General features: G+C 63.9%; 16 protein-coding genes and 1 pseudogene. 10 read left to right on the top strand and 7 right to left on the bottom strand.

Features of this window, described 5'->3' with window-relative positions:
* Positions 1 to 20: 20 nt before the first annotated feature.
* Both AC5ZG5_RS09830 and AC5ZG5_RS09825 read right to left on the bottom strand, forming a co-directional pair.
* Complete coding sequence (locus AC5ZG5_RS09830) at positions 21 to 1,523, bottom strand: replicative DNA helicase (RefSeq protein ID WP_028165050.1); 1,503 nt, start codon at positions 1,521 to 1,523, stop codon at positions 21 to 23.
* Between the two features lie 271 nt (positions 1,524 to 1,794).
* On the bottom strand, positions 1,795 to 1,917 hold the full coding sequence (locus AC5ZG5_RS09825) for a hypothetical protein (protein WP_283807015.1): 123 nt from the start codon (positions 1,915 to 1,917) through the stop codon (positions 1,795 to 1,797).
* A gap of 174 nt (positions 1,918 to 2,091) precedes the next feature.
* On the opposite strand from AC5ZG5_RS09825, the gene AC5ZG5_RS09820 reads away from it, so the two are divergent.
* Positions 2,092 to 2,241, top strand: coding sequence for a hypothetical protein (locus AC5ZG5_RS09820; RefSeq protein WP_456641698.1), 150 nt, complete (start codon positions 2,092 to 2,094; stop codon positions 2,239 to 2,241).
* A gap of 2 nt (positions 2,242 to 2,243) precedes the next feature.
* On the opposite strand, the gene AC5ZG5_RS09815 is transcribed toward AC5ZG5_RS09820, so the two are convergent.
* On the bottom strand, positions 2,244 to 3,494 hold the full coding sequence (locus AC5ZG5_RS09815; RefSeq protein WP_028165051.1) for a cyclopropane fatty acid synthase: 1,251 nt from the start codon (positions 3,492 to 3,494) through the stop codon (positions 2,244 to 2,246).
* 255 nt (positions 3,495 to 3,749) lie between these two features.
* Here AC5ZG5_RS09815 and AC5ZG5_RS09810 point away from each other — a divergent pair, with 255 nt between their 5' ends.
* Both AC5ZG5_RS09810 and AC5ZG5_RS09805 read left to right on the top strand, forming a co-directional pair.
* Positions 3,750 to 4,577, top strand: coding sequence for a hypothetical protein (locus tag AC5ZG5_RS09810; protein ID WP_456641697.1), 828 nt, complete (start codon positions 3,750 to 3,752; stop codon positions 4,575 to 4,577).
* A 10-nt stretch (positions 4,578 to 4,587) separates the two neighbouring features.
* Positions 4,588 to 4,908: pseudogene (locus AC5ZG5_RS09805) on the top strand (PaaI family thioesterase); the annotation flags it as partial.
* Positions 4,909 to 4,946: 38 nt separating this feature from the next.
* Here the strand turns inward: AC5ZG5_RS09805 and rplI are convergent.
* The 4 genes from rplI to rpsF form a co-directional block, all read right to left on the bottom strand.
* Positions 4,947 to 5,549: a 50S ribosomal protein L9 gene (rplI, locus tag AC5ZG5_RS09800; RefSeq protein ID WP_456641696.1), complete on the bottom strand. Its 603-nt coding sequence runs from the start codon at positions 5,547 to 5,549 to the stop codon at positions 4,947 to 4,949.
* Positions 5,550 to 5,591: 42 nt separating this feature from the next.
* Positions 5,592 to 6,563 (bottom strand): DUF2232 domain-containing protein, encoded by a 972-nt coding sequence (locus AC5ZG5_RS09795; protein ID WP_028165053.1) that lies wholly within the window; start codon positions 6,561 to 6,563, stop codon positions 5,592 to 5,594.
* A gap of 127 nt (positions 6,564 to 6,690) precedes the next feature.
* Positions 6,691 to 6,930: a 30S ribosomal protein S18 gene (gene rpsR, locus AC5ZG5_RS09790; protein WP_027583809.1), complete on the bottom strand. Its 240-nt coding sequence runs from the start codon at positions 6,928 to 6,930 to the stop codon at positions 6,691 to 6,693.
* A 5-nt stretch (positions 6,931 to 6,935) separates the two neighbouring features.
* Positions 6,936 to 7,406 carry a 30S ribosomal protein S6 gene (gene rpsF / locus AC5ZG5_RS09785; RefSeq protein WP_028165054.1) on the bottom strand — a complete coding sequence of 157 codons (471 nt, stop codon included), beginning with the start codon at positions 7,404 to 7,406 and terminating at the stop codon, positions 6,936 to 6,938.
* 334 nt (positions 7,407 to 7,740) lie between these two features.
* On the opposite strand from rpsF, the gene AC5ZG5_RS09780 reads away from it, so the two are divergent.
* The 7 genes from AC5ZG5_RS09780 (at position 7,741) to mltG (ending at position 14,836) form a co-directional block, all read left to right on the top strand.
* Positions 7,741 to 8,457: a TetR/AcrR family transcriptional regulator gene (locus AC5ZG5_RS09780; RefSeq protein WP_456641695.1), complete on the top strand. Its 717-nt coding sequence runs from the start codon at positions 7,741 to 7,743 to the stop codon at positions 8,455 to 8,457.
* On the top strand, positions 8,454 to 9,479 hold the full coding sequence (locus AC5ZG5_RS09775) for a fatty acid desaturase family protein (RefSeq protein ID WP_456641694.1): 1,026 nt from the start codon (positions 8,454 to 8,456) through the stop codon (positions 9,477 to 9,479). The genes AC5ZG5_RS09780 and AC5ZG5_RS09775 overlap by 4 nt, the downstream gene beginning before the upstream one ends.
* A 141-nt stretch (positions 9,480 to 9,620) precedes the next feature.
* The gene (fabD, locus tag AC5ZG5_RS09770) at positions 9,621 to 10,574 is read left to right on the top strand and encodes an ACP S-malonyltransferase (protein WP_456641693.1); all 954 of its coding nucleotides are present in this window, start codon (positions 9,621 to 9,623) and stop codon (positions 10,572 to 10,574) included.
* A gap of 99 nt (positions 10,575 to 10,673) precedes the next feature.
* Entirely contained in the window at positions 10,674 to 11,411 is a 738-nt protein-coding gene (gene fabG, locus AC5ZG5_RS09765) for a 3-oxoacyl-[acyl-carrier-protein] reductase (protein ID WP_028165058.1), read from the top strand.
* 293 nt (positions 11,412 to 11,704) lie between these two features.
* Complete coding sequence (locus tag AC5ZG5_RS09760) at positions 11,705 to 11,944, top strand: acyl carrier protein (RefSeq protein WP_002716125.1); 240 nt, start codon at positions 11,705 to 11,707, stop codon at positions 11,942 to 11,944.
* Between the two features lie 96 nt (positions 11,945 to 12,040).
* Positions 12,041 to 13,306 (top strand): beta-ketoacyl-ACP synthase II, encoded by a 1,266-nt coding sequence (gene fabF / locus AC5ZG5_RS09755; RefSeq protein ID WP_130231544.1) that lies wholly within the window; start codon positions 12,041 to 12,043, stop codon positions 13,304 to 13,306.
* 270 nt (positions 13,307 to 13,576) lie between these two features.
* Positions 13,577 to 14,836 (top strand): endolytic transglycosylase MltG, encoded by a 1,260-nt coding sequence (gene mltG, locus AC5ZG5_RS09750; RefSeq protein WP_456641692.1) that lies wholly within the window; start codon positions 13,577 to 13,579, stop codon positions 14,834 to 14,836.
* Positions 14,837 to 14,909: the final 73 nt, after the last annotated feature.

The following is a 14,909-nucleotide window of genomic DNA, read 5'->3' as shown; positions in this document are numbered from 1 at the left end:
AGCAATGGTTCAACCGCGCATCAATAAGAAGGCCGATCCGGCACATGGCCGTCATGGGCGAGGTCGCCGAACCGCGTCACGCTGGCTTCGAAGTGCAGCTCGACCGTGCCGGTCGGGCCGTGGCGCTGCTTGCCGATGATGACTTCGGCCTTGCCATGCGCGAGGCCCATGTCGGTCTGCCACTTCTCGTGTTCCGGTGTGCCCGGGCGAGGCTCTTTCATGGCGAGGTAATATTCCTCGCGGTAGACGAACATCACCACGTCGGCGTCCTGCTCGATCGAACCGGATTCACGAAGGTCGGCGAGTTGCGGACGCTTGTCGTCGCGGTTCTCCACCTGGCGCGACAGCTGCGACAGCGCGATGATGGGAACATTCAATTCCTTGGCCAGCGCCTTCAGGTTGGTCGTGATCTCCGTGATTTCCTGGACGCGGTTGTCGTTGCCGCGCTTGCCCGATCCCGACAGCAGCTGGATGTAGTCGATGACGATGAGGTCGAGGCCCTTCTGCCGCTTCAGCCGCCGCGCCCGCGCGGTGAGCTGAGAGATCGACAGGCCGCCGGTTTCGTCGACATAGAAGGGCAGGGACTGCAGCTCGATCGAGCATTCGCGGATCTTCTCGAAATCCATCTCGGTGATACCGCCGCGGCGGATGTGGCTCGATGGGATTCCGGTGCGCTCGGCGAGAATACGGGTGGCGAGCTGCTCGCCCGACATTTCGCAGGAGAAGAAGCCGACCGCGCCGCCGTGGATTGCCTTGATGCTGCCGTCAGCCTGCACCTCGCCCTCATAGGCCCTGGCGATGTTGTAGGCGATGTTGGTCGCGAGCGAGGTCTTGCCCATGCCGGGGCGGCCGGCGAGGATGATGAGGTCCGACGGCTGCAGGCCGCCCATCCTGGTGTCGAGGTCGCGGAGGCCGGTGGAGATGCCGGACAGCTTGCCGTCGCGCTGGAACGCTTTCGCGGCCATGTCGACCGCAATCGTCAGCGCCTGGGCGAAGCGTTGGAAACCGCCGTCATAGCGGCCGGTCTCGGCGAGCTCGTAGAGCTGGCGCTCGGCGTCCTCGATCTGGGCGCGTGGGGCGAAATCGACCGGCGCGTCGAATGCGACGTTGACCATGTCTTCGCCGATCCGGATCAGGTCGCGCCGCAGCGACAAGTCGTAGACGGTCCGGCCATAGTCCTGGGCGTTGATGATCGTGGTCGCCTCCGCGGCGAGGCGGGCGAGGTATTGGGCAACCGTCATGCCGCCGATGTCCGTATCCGCCGGCAGGAAGGTCTTCAGCGTCACCGGGGTAGCGACCTTGCCCATCCGGATCAGGCTACCGGCGGTCTCATAGATCGTCTGATGGAGCGGCTCGAAGAAGTGCTTCGGCTCGAGGAAATCCGAGACGCGGTAGAAGGCGTCGTTGTTGACCAGGATAGCGCCCAACAGCCCCTGTTCCGCTTCGATATTGTGCGGTGCGCTGCGATAGGCCGGTGCTCCCGGCTCGGGCGCGAGCTTCAGGACCTTCGAATCAGTTGCCATGGACGGAATTATTCTTCGAATTTCGCCGTTATTGGGATTCCCCGAGCAGGGGCGGCGATAAAGCGCCACCGCTGTCCGAAGCGGAAGTGCCCATGCGCCTTATTCACGATTCACACAAGCGAAGTGTGAATCACGTAGCAGCGGTGCACGATGCTTGACGGATTTCGGGAGCGGGGCGGCGAGTCGTGGGGAATGTTTTTGGGCAGGCTGAACCTAATTCCGCCTGGACGAACCAACATCCAAGGGAACGGCGCGTGACCGGCCTGCTATCTCAGGTGAGGATGAGATAGGCGAACGCAACCAAAGCGGCGACGATGCCCGCAGCGATCAGGGCGTAGTCGGTTTTCAGGTCGCGCGGCGGATCGAACAAGGATCTGTACGTCTCGTGGGACATGGCGGTGGTCTAGCCCAAACCGTCCGTCCACCTTTGTGAACCAGTTCACATGGGAATGATTTTTGTTGCGGCAGGGTAGGCGGGAACGGACCGAAGGGTTTCGGGTTAGTTAAAGCGATGAGCCAGCGATTTCATATCCGGCAATCGGAACAGGGCGACCGGCGGTGGCTGTCGATGCTGATCGACGCCATGGAGCAGGTATCGCGCCCGGAAATCCGCAATGTTCCCTGCGACAAGCAGGTGCTCGCCGCCGTCGAAGCGCAGCTCGCGCGCCCGGCCGTGGCCTATCCCTGTTACGGCTCGTCCTTCAGCTTCCGCAACTGAGCCTATTCGCCCGCCAATTGCAGCCGCGGCCGCGCACGCTGCTCGATGCCGCGGAGCTTGGCCTCTTCCTGGCCGATATAGTCGCGGGTGATCGGCACGACCCCCTGCCGCTTGGTGAGCTGGAGCTGGAAGTTCATCATGTTCTGCTTGCGGAACGACATTTCCGAAGCCGCCAGATAGAACTCCCACATCCGCGCAAAGCGCTCATCGTAGAGGCGGACGGCCTCTTCGCGCCGCGCCATGAAGCGCTCACGCCATGCCTTCAAGGTCTCGGCATAGTGCAGGCGGAGGATCTCCATGTCGCAGACCAGAAGCCCGGCCTTCTCGATCGCGGGCATCACTTCGGAAAGTGCCGGGATGTAGCCGCCGGGGAAGATGTATTTCTCGATCCAGGGGCTGGTGACGTCAGGCCCCGTGGAACGGCCGATCGAGTGCAGCACCATCACGCCGTCGTCGGTCAGCAACTCGGCGCAGCGGCGGAAAAAGGTCTCGTAGAAGTCGACGCCGACATGTTCGAACATGCCAACCGAGATGATGCGGTCGAAGGGGCCGGGGATGTCGCGATAGTCCTCGAGCAGGAAGCGCGCCGATTGCGAGAGGTTCTTCTCCGACGCCCGGGTGTTCGAAACCTGGAGCTGCTCGGTGGAGAGCGTGACGCCGGTGACGTCGGCACCAGTCATCTCGGCGAGGTAGAGGCCAAGCCCACCCCAGCCGGAACCGATATCGAGCACGCGCTGGCCCGGCCGCACCAGGAGCTTGGCGGCGAGATGGCGCTTCTTGGCGAGCTGGGCGTCGTCCAGCGTCGCATCCGGCGTCTCGAAATAGGCGCAGCTATATTGCTTGTCGGCGTCGAGGAAGAGGGAATAAAGCCGGCCATCGAGGTCATAGTGGTGAGCGACATTGCGCCTCGACCGTCCCCGCGGATTGAATTGCCAGATGTGCCTGCCGAGATAGCGCAGGAGCCATTGCGGCTTGGCCCAGCGCGGTAGCATGTCCGGCTGATCCATCAGGATCGCAAGCGCATCCACGATCGAGCCATTCTCGACGACGAACGTGCCGTCCATGTAGGACTCACCGAGACTGAGCTCGGGATCGAGCAACACCCACCGCTCCGCGGCTTCCGTCCGGAACCGCACCGAGACCGGCTGTCCGGCGCCGTCGCCGCAGGTGAACTTCGCCCCGCTTGCGGTCGTGACCGAAAGCGCGCCGTGGCGAACGAACTGCCCCAAGAAATAACGCAACAAACGGTCCATGGAAGCACCACAGAGTGACCGGCCGTTACCCTGACGCGCAGTGGAACAGATGGTTCCAATGTGAGTCAACATCACTGTAGGAGTGATCGGGAGGAAGCGCTATTGCGTTGTAGTCAAAGCGGATATTCCCGAATGTGACAATTAAGTGGATGCGTCACAACTGCGCTTCCATTCGCCCGATATTCGGCTAAAAGGAGCCCGCCGCTACCGGATCGAGCAGGGCCGGAGGCGGTTTCCACGATCAGGAGAATGGGGATGTCGGGCCGAGCGCTCATTTTCGCGGCGGTGATTCTTGTTGTCGCCGGCCTTGCGGCGAACTCGGCGCATGCCCAGCCGACCAATCTGGAGGCCGGCAAGAGCCCCTCGCAGATCTTTGCCGGCACTTGCAGCGCCTGTCACAAGTCGGCGCGCGGCCTGCTCAAGAGCGTCAGCGCGTCGGCGCTCCCGGGGTTCCTGCGCCAGCACTACACCACGAGCAGCGACATGGCCTCGCTGCTGGCGTCCTATCTCGTTTCCAACGGCGCCAGCGATACGCGATATCAGGGCCGGCAGGAACAGACCAAGCACGGCAAGGATGCGAAGCAGCAGGAAGCCGCGCGCCCGGCCAGCCCTCCGGAACCGGAGCGGCCCAGCCGCAGGTTCTTGTTCCCGTGGAGTTCGTCGGAGCCCACACCCGACGCGCAGCAGGCCGCCAAGCCTGACGTCGACGGCCTCAATCCACAAGGCGAGGGCAGGCGGCATGGTCGCAACGCCAAGCGGCAGCAGCAGCCGAGCGAGGCGGCGCCTGACGCGGCCAGCCCGGAGCAGGGGGCCGAGCCCAAGCCGGCTGCCAAACAAAAGCTGGGCAAGCGCGGCAAGCCCAGCGAGGAGCCTGCCAGGCAGGCCGAGCCAGCCGTGGAAGACAAGCCTGGTTCGGAAAGCAAGCCGGATACGGCCAAGGTCGAGTCGAAGGAGAACAGCGGCAGCGGGTCGGCACCGTTGCGGTCCGATCCTGTTCCAGCGGTAACGCCAGCGTCTCCGGCACCCGCTGCAGCTCCGAGCGCTCCGGAACCATCCGCAAGCCCGCCTGCAGCTTCGCAGTGACGGCGTTGGGCCGGAGCTGTTGCAGCAGCACGGCCTGTTCCACGGCGGTGTCACCGCGTTCCTGGTCGACAACGCAACGACGATCGCGGCCGCGACCACGCGCGGCCAGACGGCGCTCACCGCCGAATACAAATTGAACCTGCTCTCGCCGGCATCCGGCAATCGCCTGATCTGCCGCGCGCGGGTGATCAAGCCGGGACGGCAGGTCGCCGTCGTCGCAGCCGACGTATTCTGCGTGATTGACGGCAAAGAGAAACACACCGCGACCGCGCTCGCTTCCATTGCCATGCTGGATGAGAAGGCGGCGGCCCGAATCGAAAGCCCGGCCTGATCGAGGCCGGGCTTTGATCTTGCGGTAGATGAGGAGGCTTATTTCTCCTCGGCAGCCGGCGCCGGTTTCCCCGGCTCCTCCTGCTGCGCTTCCGGATCGAAGAACTCGCCGGCGGCGGCAAGCGCCTCGGCTGCGGCGTCCTGGTCTTCCTGGCGGCTCGAGATGTCCTCACCGCGCTTGATGCGCTCGGCTTCATCCGCGCTGCGCGCGACGATGACGGTGATGCTGGTCTCGACCTCGGGGTGGACGGCGATCGTCACCTTCTGTTGGCCGATCACCTTGATCGGCGAGTCCAGCCATACCTGCGGCCGGTTGACGATGATGCCGTCGGTCGCCAGCGCCGCGACGATGTCGCGCACCGAAACCGAGCCGAATAGCTGACCGCTTTCGGAAGCCTGGCGAATGATCACGATCTCGCGGCCGTCGATCTTCTCGGCCACCTTGCCGGCTTCGGACTTGGCCTTGATGTTGTTGGCCTCGAGTTCGGCCTTCATGCCTTCGTACTTGGCGCGGTTATCGGCGGTGGCGCGCAGCGCCTTGCCGCGCTTCAGGAGGAAGTTGCGCGCAAAGCCGTCGCGCACCTTCACGACTTCGCCCATCTGGCCGAGCTTGGCGACACGTTCCAAAAGAATGACTTCCATATTGCTTCTCCTTCAATCTTGGTTTGGGTTGATCGGTCGAGTTCAGGATGCAGGGAGCGGGGGCGGCCTGGTCCGCAGATAGCGCTGGCGCAATCCGAACAGCGCATCGGCTATTCCGAGCACCACCATCGCGATCACGGGCCAGGTGAAGATCACGACAACGACATACGCGCAGCTCAGCCAGAACGGGCGGCTGTTGAGCGATTGCGTCACCGTGTGCAAGACGGCGAAACCGGTAAGCGCGTACGCCGCCATCAGGGCGGTGGTTATGACCTGTGCGAGGATAGCGAGCAGGCCGCTCGTGAAGCAGAAGGCGATGGCGACGCACGAAGCCACCAATGTCATCGCCGGCAGCGCAGTCGCCCGCAGGTCGGGCCACGGACGTCGCAGGCGGCCCGAGGTCGCCGTGATCAAGGTCGCCAGCCAGAGATTGATCGTCAGCGATATCATCGTGACGATGACCGCCGCGAGCGGTGCGACCGCCACCATCGCGTCGACGACGCGTTCCATGTCGGCGCTCGTCGTCACCATGCGCGAGTCCAGAACCCGCATCAGGCCGCGCTTCATGGCAGCCGCTATGGTGGCGGCATCGGTCCCCAGCGTGAGCAGGGCCGCCATCGTGGTGAGCACGGCAAAGCCCGCGATCCAGAGCAGGATACGGCCGACCGGATACCATTCGAGATTGGCGGTCCCTGGCGCCGGCACGCCGCCCGGGCTCGGGTCCGCAATCGGGCGTCCCAACAGCGCGAGATACCCGAGCCACCAGGCCGGCAGCGCAACCATGATGACAAAGGTGATGCAATAGGGCAGGCCGAAGATCGCGCCGAGGCCCAGCGCGGCCGCAATCCCGCCAATACTTGCCGTAAGCGGACCCCAGCCGAGCCCCGCCATCATCAATGGCAGCGGCGCCAGCCAGAACAGCAACAGCGAGATCATCGCGCCCGAAATCATCGAGGCGAACATCAACGCCGACGCGCAGCCAGCAGCGATAGCAATGAACAACGTCGCGATCATCAGCTGTCCCGCTCCTTTCGAGCGGTTAGAGGTCCTGCCTGAGAACCCCAACCATCGGCGACCGGACGACCCGGAAGCCTTATGAGCAAATGGTCCGCAGCGCGCGAGGTGCTGCGGACCGGATTGATTAGCGAATCACGTAGGGCAAGAGGCCGAGGAAGCGCGCGCGCTTGATGGCGCGGGCGAGTTCACGCTGCTTCTTGGCGGAAACGGCCGTGATGCGGCTCGGCACGATCTTGCCGCGCTCGGAGACGTAACGCATCAGCAGCTTGGAATCCTTGTAGTCGATCTTCGGCGCATTCGGACCCGTGAACGGGCAGGACTTGCGGCGACGGAAAAACGGACGGCGGGCACCGGCTTCGGCCATGATTCTTACTCCTCGGTCGCAGCTTCTTCATCGCGCGGACGGCGCGGGCCACGGTCGCCGCGGAATCCACCGCCGTCGCGATCGCCACGGAAGCCGCCACCCTCGCGGTCGCCGCGGAAGCCGCCGCCGCGATCATCGCGCTCACGGTCACGGTCAGCCTTGCGCATCATCGCCGACGGGCCTTCCTCGAGTTCCTCGACGCGGACGGTGAGATAGCGGATGACGTCTTCGCTGATCCGCTCCTGACGCTCGATCTCGCTGATCGCGGAAGACGGCGCGTCGACGTTCATCAGCACGAAATGCGCCTTGCGATTCTTGTTCATGCGGTAGGTGAGGGAGCGCACGCCCCAATTCTCGGTCTTGGTGACCTTGCCGCCGGCCTGTTCGACGATGCCGGTCATCTGCGCTGTCAGTTCGTCAACCTGCTGGGTGCTCGCGTCCTGGCGCGCGAGAAAAACATGCTCGTAAAGAGGCATGGATGTCCTTTCTAAAGTTGGCGCGGTTCCCGGCGACAAGCCCTTCGAGACCTTCGGAAAGGACTCGATGTTGCTCAGAAGGCGGAAGCACGGGACGACGGGCCGACTGGCCCTGCCACATCAAAATCAACGAATGAAATTGCTGAGACCGTCCGTTCAGCTCCCGGCCGGGACCCACGGATGGCGGGCTTTATAAGGATTTTGCGGGCCTTGGCAAGATTGCCGGCCAAGTTTTTGCTCGTGGTAGCGGGCCTATCTGCACCGGATCCGTTCGTCTAGCTCGGTGTTGATTTATTTGTTTGTATATCATACAAATAAGTCGAGGAGGCATCTAATGGCAGCCAAAGCTGCGTCCGAATCGCCAGCCGGCGATCCCAAACATGCCGTTCGCGCCACACGTGCGGCCGGGCGCAAGATGCGTTCGCTGCTGCTCGACGCCGCAAGCCGCCTGTTTAGGGAACAGGGGCTGGCCGGCGCTTCGATCACCGATATCGCTGCGGCCGCGGACGCCTTTCCGAGCCAGATCACCTACTATTTCCGCACCAAGGAGGCGCTCTTCGTCGAGGCTGCCTGCCGCGACATGCTCTATGTCGCGCGTGCCGCGGAAGAGGCTGCGCTGCGGGCGGAGACGCCGCAGAACTACACGCGTGCACTGGTCGAGACGGTGACGGCAACCGATTCGGTTGCCTTCTTTGCGGAGGCGCTGACCCTGACACGGCGCCGCCAGGATCTCGCACCGCTGGTGGAGCGGACCATCGAGCGGCTGCACAGCGAAGGGCTGCGCGCCTATGCGGGGCAGATCGAACGGCACGGCTGGCGCACGCTGCGCGATCCGGCCGCGACCTCGCGGCGGTTCTGGGCGCTTGCGATCGGTGTCATCCTCGAAGGCTATGCGATGGGTCGCTCGGCGGAGGAGCTGTGCAGCGAAATGCTGCGCGTGCTCGGCGAGCAGGCCACCGCCACATCCGGCGGCGACAACCGGCGCCTGCGCCTGGTCGGCGATCCCAGCACATCCACTTCCACCTCACGCGACGAGGAGGCTTCGTCATGACCGCGCTTCGCATCCGCGCCCGCGACTTCCTGACCGAGGATCAATTGATCGCCGTGCGCCAGCGCTCGACCTTAAAGGGCGTCGCACTGATCGCACATGCCTGGGCGCTGATATCAGGCGCGATCGCGTTGGTGGCGTGGTGGCCGAATCCGCTGACATATCTCCTCGCTGTCGCGATCATCGGCTCGCGCCAGCTCGGGCTCGCGATCCTGATGCACGACGGCGCGCATGGATGCCTTTCAGCGGAGGAGAAGACCAATCTGACATTGAGCCAATGGTTCTGCGCCTATCCGATCGTTGCGGAGACGCGGGCCTATCGCCGCTATCACCTGCAGCATCACGCGCGGACGCAGCAGGAGGATGATCCGGATCTCGTGCTGTCGGCGCCGTTTCCGATCACCAGGGTGAGCTACCGGCGCAAGTTCATTCGCGACATCACCGGCCAGACCGGCTATCAGCAGCGCAAGGCGCAACTGCTCAATGCGCTCGGGCCGAAGCAGTGGCCATGGCGGCAGCGCGGCGCGCATTTCTGGGAGAAGCTCGGGCCGCAATTCATGGTCAACGGACTTCTGTTTGCAGGGCTCGCGGCCGCCGGCGTGTGGTGGGCCTATCCACTGTTATGGTTGGTTCCACTGCTCACCTGGATGATGGTGATCACGCGCATCCGCAACATCGCCGAGCACGCCGTCGTTCCTGACAGCCACGATCCCCTGCGCAACACCCGCACCACGCACGCCAGCTTCCTCGAGCGGCTGTTCATCGCCCCCTATTACGTGAACTATCACCTCGAGCATCACCTGCTGTTCTACGTCCCGTGCTACAACCTGCCGCGGGTTCACCGCATTCTCAGCGAAAGCCGGCACGCCGGCCAAATGGAGGTGCAGCCGGGCTATCTCGCGGTGCTGAGGCTGGCGACCGCGAAGCCGGACCAAGAGGATCGGCCGGGGCAATTGGCGAGCAACGCACGCGGGGCGAGGGCCGGCGGGGAAGTCGGCGCGGACCAGAGGGCCGGCGGGTTCTAGGGGGAAGTCCCCATTTCAATGCCGCACCGCGGCTTGACATCCTGGCCCCGGACGGTGTCTTACGCGCCCGTCCAGAGCATGATCCGGAAGGAGCGGAAGCCGCCTTTCCCGGAGATCATGCCCAAACAGCTTGGGAGCGCCATGACGGCAGCATTCACTTTTCCGGGGCAGGGGTCGCAGGCCGTCGGCATGGGCAAGGCCCTCGCCGATGCCTTTCCGGTGGCCCGGGCGGTGTTCGACGAGGTCGACGCCGCGCTGGGAGAGAAGCTGACCGGGATCGTCTGGGACGGTCCGGCCGAAACCCTGCAGCTCACCGAGAATGCCCAGCCGGCGCTGATGGCGGTCTCGATCGCGACGCTGCGGGTGCTGGAGACTGAGGCCGGCTTCTCGGTTGGTCGCGACGCGGCCTATGTCGCGGGCCATTCGCTCGGCGAGTACTCGGCACTGGCCGCCGCCGGCAGCCTCAGCGTCAGCGATACCGCGCGCCTGTTGCGCAGCCGCGGCCTTGCGATGCAGAAGGCGGTGCCCGTCGGCGTCGGCGCCATGGCCGCGCTGCTCGGCCTCGACTATGAGGCGGCGATGGCGGTCGCCGAGGAAGCCGCCCAGGGCCAAGTGTGCCAGGCGGCCAATGATAATGGCGGCGGACAGGTCGTGGTTTCCGGCGACAAGGCAGCCGTCGATCGCGCGGTCGAGATTGCCAAAGGCAAGGGCGCCAAGCGGGCGATGCTGCTGCCGGTGTCGGCTCCGTTCCACTGCAAGTTGATGCAGCCGGCGGCCGACGCCATGGCCGAGGCGTTATCCGGCGTCACCATCAAGGCGCCGACCGCCCCGCTGGTCTCGAACGTGCTGGCGAGCGCCATCACCGATCCCGACGAGATCCGCCGCCGACTGATCGAACAGGTCACCGGCACGGTGCGCTGGCGCGAGTCGGTCGCCTATATGGCAGGCAAGGGCGTGACGCGCTTCTTCGAGATCGGCGCCGGCAAGGTCCTGACCGGGTTGGTGAAGCGCATCGCCGATGGCGCGGTAGGAGTTTCCGTCGGCGGTCCCGGTGATATCGCGGCCGCCAAGGATGCATTGGCCGCTTCGGCCTGAAGCATGATCGGGAAATAGTGAGTGCCGGTTTTCCCCTCGCGACAAACGCGATGCGTTTACGCGGAGATCATGCTCTAAGAGAGCCGAGAGGAGATAGTAATGTTTGATTTGACGGGCAGGACCGCGCTGGTCACCGGCGCAACCGGTGGCATTGGCGGCGCGATCGCGCAGGCGCTGCACGCGCAGGGCGCAACCGTTGCGATCTCGGGCACGCGGCGCGAGGTGCTGGATGCGTTTGCAGCCAAGCTCGGCGAGCGTGTTCACGTCCTGCCGTGCAATCTCTCCAACACTGCCGAAGTCGAAGCATTGGTGCCCGCGGCAGAGACCGCCATGGGACAGGTCGACATCCTCGTCGCCAATGCCGGAATCACGCGCGACAATCTGTTCGTGCAGTTGCGCGACGAGGATTGGGACGAGGTGATCGCGATCAACCTGACGGCGACCTTCCGCCTTGCGCGCGCCGCCACCAAATTGATGATGCGCAAGCGCTTCGGCCGCATCATCGCCATCACCTCGATCGTCGGCGTTACCGGCAATCCCGGCCAGGCCAACTACACCGCGTCGAAGGCCGGTATCATCGGCCTGATCAAGACGCTGGGCGCCGAATATGCCAAGCGTGGCGTGACCGCCAATTGCATTGCGCCGGGCTTCATCAAGACGCCCATGACGGATGCGCTGAACGACAAGCAGCGCGAGGCCATCCTGGCAAAGGTTCCTGCGGCGCGACTCGGAACGTCCGAAGACATCGCCGCCGCAGCCGTCTACCTTGCTTCCAATGAGGCCGCCTACGTGACCGGACAGACGATTCACGTCAATGGCGGAATGGCCATGTTTTGAGCGGGTTACCGGAGCGTTTTTGCGTGGCGGAATGCCCTACCGGCGACCGGGCGGGGCTTATAGTCAAGACTAGGGAATTATGATAACCGAACCAGCCGCGGATGGGCAAAGAACGCCATTGCAGGATGTTGAAACCCTGTATATTGGCGTGGCGACGCCTGCCGTTCGCCGGGACTTAGTCGGCCACGACCGCCGAATCAAGACTATGCGCGACAGCTCAGGAAAACTACACGACCACGATGGCTCGTATCGTCTGGGGGTCGGGTCCAATGGAACAAGCACGAGGGTGAACGATGAGTGAGATTGGCGAGCGGGTAAAGAAGATTGTAGTCGAGCACCTTGGCGTTGAGCCGGAGAAGGTGGTCGACAGCGCAAGTTTCATCGATGACCTCGGCGCAGACAGTCTCGACACCGTCGAGCTCGTGATGGCATTCGAAGAAGAATTTGGTTGCGAGATTCCCGACGACGCCGCGGAGACGATCCTGACGGTCGGCGACGCGACCAAGTTTCTCGAGAAGAACGCGAAAAGCTGACGCCCTTCGCGGTGCCGACGAAGCCGGACGGACCGTTGTCAGGCGGTCCCCCGGTTTCTTGTTATTGACCGCGCATTTCAGGACGGAGTTCTTGACATGAGACGTGTTGTCGTCACGGGGCTGGGCATGGTTACACCACTCGGCTGTGGCGTCGACACCAGTTGGGCACGTATCCTTGAGGGCCGCAGTGGGGCGCGCAGGATCGAGACCTTCGATGTCTCTGATCTGCCGAGCCAGGTTGCCTGCGTGGTGCCGCGCGGCGATGGCAGCGAGGGCACCTTCAATCCCGATCAGTGGATGGAGCCGAAGGACCAGCGCAAGGTCGATGACTTCATCATCTTCGCGATGTGCGCGGCCAAGCAGGCGCTCGACGATGCCGGCTGGCATCCGGAGAGCGAAGAGGACAAGTGCGCGACCGGCACCTTGATCGGCTCCGGCATCGGCGGCCTCTCGGGCATCGCCGACACGGCGGTGCTGCTCAAGGAACGCGGTCCGCGCAAGGTGTCGCCGTTCTTCATTCCGGGCCGGCTGATCAATCTGGCGTCGGGATACGTCTCGATCGAGCACGGCCTGAAGGGGCCGAACCATGCGGTCGTGACCGCCTGCTCGACGGGCGCGCATGCGATCGGCGACGCTGCTCGGCTGATCGCGCTCGGGGATGCCGAGGTGATGGTGGCCGGCGGCGCCGAATCGCCGATTTGCCGCATCGGCATGGCCGGCTTCTGCGCGGCGCGCGCGCTGTCCACCGGTTTCAATGAGACGCCCATCAAGGCGTCCCGTCCTTACGACAAGGACCGCGACGGCTTCGTGATGGGCGAGGGCGCCGGCATCGTCGTGCTTGAGGAATATGAGCACGCGAAAAACCGCGGCGCGAGGATCTATGCGGAGGTCGTCGGCTACGGACTCTCCGGCGACGCCTATCACATCACCTCGCCGTCGCCGGACGGAGACGGCGGCTTTCGCAGCATGTCGGCGGCATTGAAGCGTGCCGGCATGACGCCGTCCGATATCGACTACATCAACGCCCACGGCACCTCGACGCTGGTTGGCGACGAGATCGAACTCGGCGCGGTCGAGCGGCTGCTCGGCAATGCGGCGTCGAAAGTCTCGATGTCGTCGACGAAGTCGTCGACCGGACATCTGCTCGGCGCCGCCGGCGCGATCGAGGCGATCTTCAGCATCCTGGCGATTCGCGACAACATCGCCCCGCCGACGATCAATCTCGACAATCCGTCAGTGGAGACGGCGATCGATCTCGTGCCGCACACGCCGCGCAAGCGCGAGATCAATGTGGCGTTGTCCAACTCGTTCGGCTTCGGAGGCACTAACGCTTCCGTGATCCTGCAGCGTGTTATCAACTAGATCATGATCCGATTGATCGAATCGGATCATGATCTGACCTCTTTGTTTGGGCATGATGTCAGCACAAACGCTGCGCGTTTATCGCGAGGGAAAACCGGTTTCCACTTTTCCGGATCATGTCCCAGCAGGCGGATTGGAGCCAGTTCACCGTTTTGCCGCAATCGCCGATGACTTCTAGGCGCGGGCGCATACTCGTATAGTATTGATCGTATTGGCAGGACTTTAGATTTGTCAGGCCACGATTGAACCGGCAGGATTCAGGTCGAATCGATGAGTGAGAGGCCGCCCATTTCACCGCGAAGCCCGCGCGCCGCGCTGGAGCCTGAACAGGTCCCGCCGCCGCCGAAACGGTCGGACCGTGCCCGCAATCCGTTCGTCGTGGTCGGTAATGCCATCATCACATTGCTGATCCTTGTGATGATTGGCGCGGGCATCGCCTATTACTACGGAAAGCAGACCCTGGAAGCGTCGGGACCGCTGCAGGAGGACAAGATCGTCAACATTCCGCAGCGGGCCGGCAAGCGCGATATCGCCGACATCCTGCAGCGTGAGGGCGTGATCGACGTCAATCCCTGGGTCTTCATCGGCAGCGTGTTTGCGATGAAGGCGAGTTCCGATCTCAAGCCCGGCGAATATTCGTTCCAGAAGAGCGCGAGCCTGCGCGACGTCATCGGCACCATCGTGGAAGGCAAGGTGGTGCAGCACGCCGTTACCATTCCCGAAGGCCTGACCTCCGAGCAGATCGTGGCACGGCTGTCGGACAACGACATCTTCACAGGTTCGGTGCGCGAGATACCGCGCGAGGGCACGCTGTTGCCGGAGACCTACAAATTCCCGCGCGGCACCACGCGCGAGCAGGTGATCCAACGCATGCAGCAGACCCAGAAGCGCGTGCTGACGGAAATCTGGGAACGCCGCAATCCGGACATTCCGGTCAGAACGCCGGAGCAACTCGTGACGCTGGCGTCGATCGTCGAGAAGGAGACCGGCAGGGCCGACGAGCGCAGCCGCGTCTCGGCGGTGTTCGTCAATCGTCTGCGGCAGAAGATCAAGCTGCAGTCAGACCCGACCATCATCTACGGGCTGGTCGGCGGCAAGGGAACGCTGGGGCGGCCGATCAAGCGCAGCGAGATCACCCAGCCGTCGCCCTACAACACCTATGTCATCGACGGCCTGCCGCCGGGCCCGATCGCCAATCCCGGCCGCGCCTCGCTCGAAGCGGCAGCCAATCCGGCGCGTACCCGAGATCTGTTCTTCGTTGCCGACGGCAGCGGCGGGCATGCGTTCACCGAGACCTACGATCAGCACCAAAAGAACGTGGCGAAGCTCCGTTCGATCGAAAAGCAGATCCAGAACGACACGGTTGAGCCTGCAGACGATCCGCCGCCGCCCGCCGCCAGCGCGCCGCCCGACACCAACCCGACTGCAACCACACCGCCCAAGCCGCCGGCCAACTCGAAGAAGCCGGCAAGGCCGGCACGGCAGGGCGCCGCGCAGTCGACGACGTCGCCGCCTGTGGTGGAGCGCTAGGTCGCGTGGACAGTTATCTTAGCCAGAGCAGAGTTGCGGCGATAGCGACGACAGCGAAGTAATTTCGTGCGGT

The sequence above is a fragment of the Bradyrhizobium sp. Ses1 genome, from assembly GCF_059512365.1.
Note: the sequence above shows the minus strand (reverse complement) of the source record. Positions and strands in the feature narration are given on the sequence as shown.

Excerpts from the sequence above, each read along its gene's own strand:
- rpsF (WP_028165054.1), bottom strand. The coding sequence starts at position 7,406 with ATGCCTCTTTACGAGCATGTTTTTCTCGCGCGCCAGGACGCGAGCACC.
- AC5ZG5_RS09810 (WP_456641697.1), top strand. The coding sequence starts at position 3,750 with ATGTCGGGCCGAGCGCTCATTTTCGCGGCGGTGATTCTTGTTGTCGCC.
- rplI (WP_456641696.1), bottom strand. The coding sequence starts at position 5,549 with ATGGAAGTCATTCTTTTGGAACGTGTCGCCAAGCTCGGCCAGATGGGC.
- AC5ZG5_RS09825 (WP_283807015.1), bottom strand. The coding sequence starts at position 1,917 with ATGTCCCACGAGACGTACAGATCCTTGTTCGATCCGCCGCGCGACCTG.
- mltG (WP_456641692.1), top strand. The coding sequence starts at position 13,577 with ATGAGTGAGAGGCCGCCCATTTCACCGCGAAGCCCGCGCGCCGCGCTG.
- AC5ZG5_RS09830 (WP_028165050.1), bottom strand. The coding sequence starts at position 1,523 with ATGGCAACTGATTCGAAGGTCCTGAAGCTCGCGCCCGAGCCGGGAGCA.
- AC5ZG5_RS09820 (WP_456641698.1), top strand. The coding sequence starts at position 2,092 with ATGCTGATCGACGCCATGGAGCAGGTATCGCGCCCGGAAATCCGCAAT.
- AC5ZG5_RS09775 (WP_456641694.1), top strand. The coding sequence starts at position 8,454 with ATGACCGCGCTTCGCATCCGCGCCCGCGACTTCCTGACCGAGGATCAA.
- fabG (WP_028165058.1), top strand. The coding sequence starts at position 10,674 with ATGTTTGATTTGACGGGCAGGACCGCGCTGGTCACCGGCGCAACCGGT.
- AC5ZG5_RS09780 (WP_456641695.1), top strand. The coding sequence starts at position 7,741 with ATGGCAGCCAAAGCTGCGTCCGAATCGCCAGCCGGCGATCCCAAACAT.
- rpsR (WP_027583809.1), bottom strand. The coding sequence starts at position 6,930 with ATGGCCGAAGCCGGTGCCCGCCGTCCGTTTTTCCGTCGCCGCAAGTCC.
- fabD (WP_456641693.1), top strand. The coding sequence starts at position 9,621 with ATGACGGCAGCATTCACTTTTCCGGGGCAGGGGTCGCAGGCCGTCGGC.
- AC5ZG5_RS09815 (WP_028165051.1), bottom strand. The coding sequence starts at position 3,494 with ATGGACCGTTTGTTGCGTTATTTCTTGGGGCAGTTCGTTCGCCACGGC.
- fabF (WP_130231544.1), top strand. The coding sequence starts at position 12,041 with ATGAGACGTGTTGTCGTCACGGGGCTGGGCATGGTTACACCACTCGGC.
- AC5ZG5_RS09760 (WP_002716125.1), top strand. The coding sequence starts at position 11,705 with ATGAGTGAGATTGGCGAGCGGGTAAAGAAGATTGTAGTCGAGCACCTT.
- AC5ZG5_RS09795 (WP_028165053.1), bottom strand. The coding sequence starts at position 6,563 with ATGATCGCGACGTTGTTCATTGCTATCGCTGCTGGCTGCGCGTCGGCG.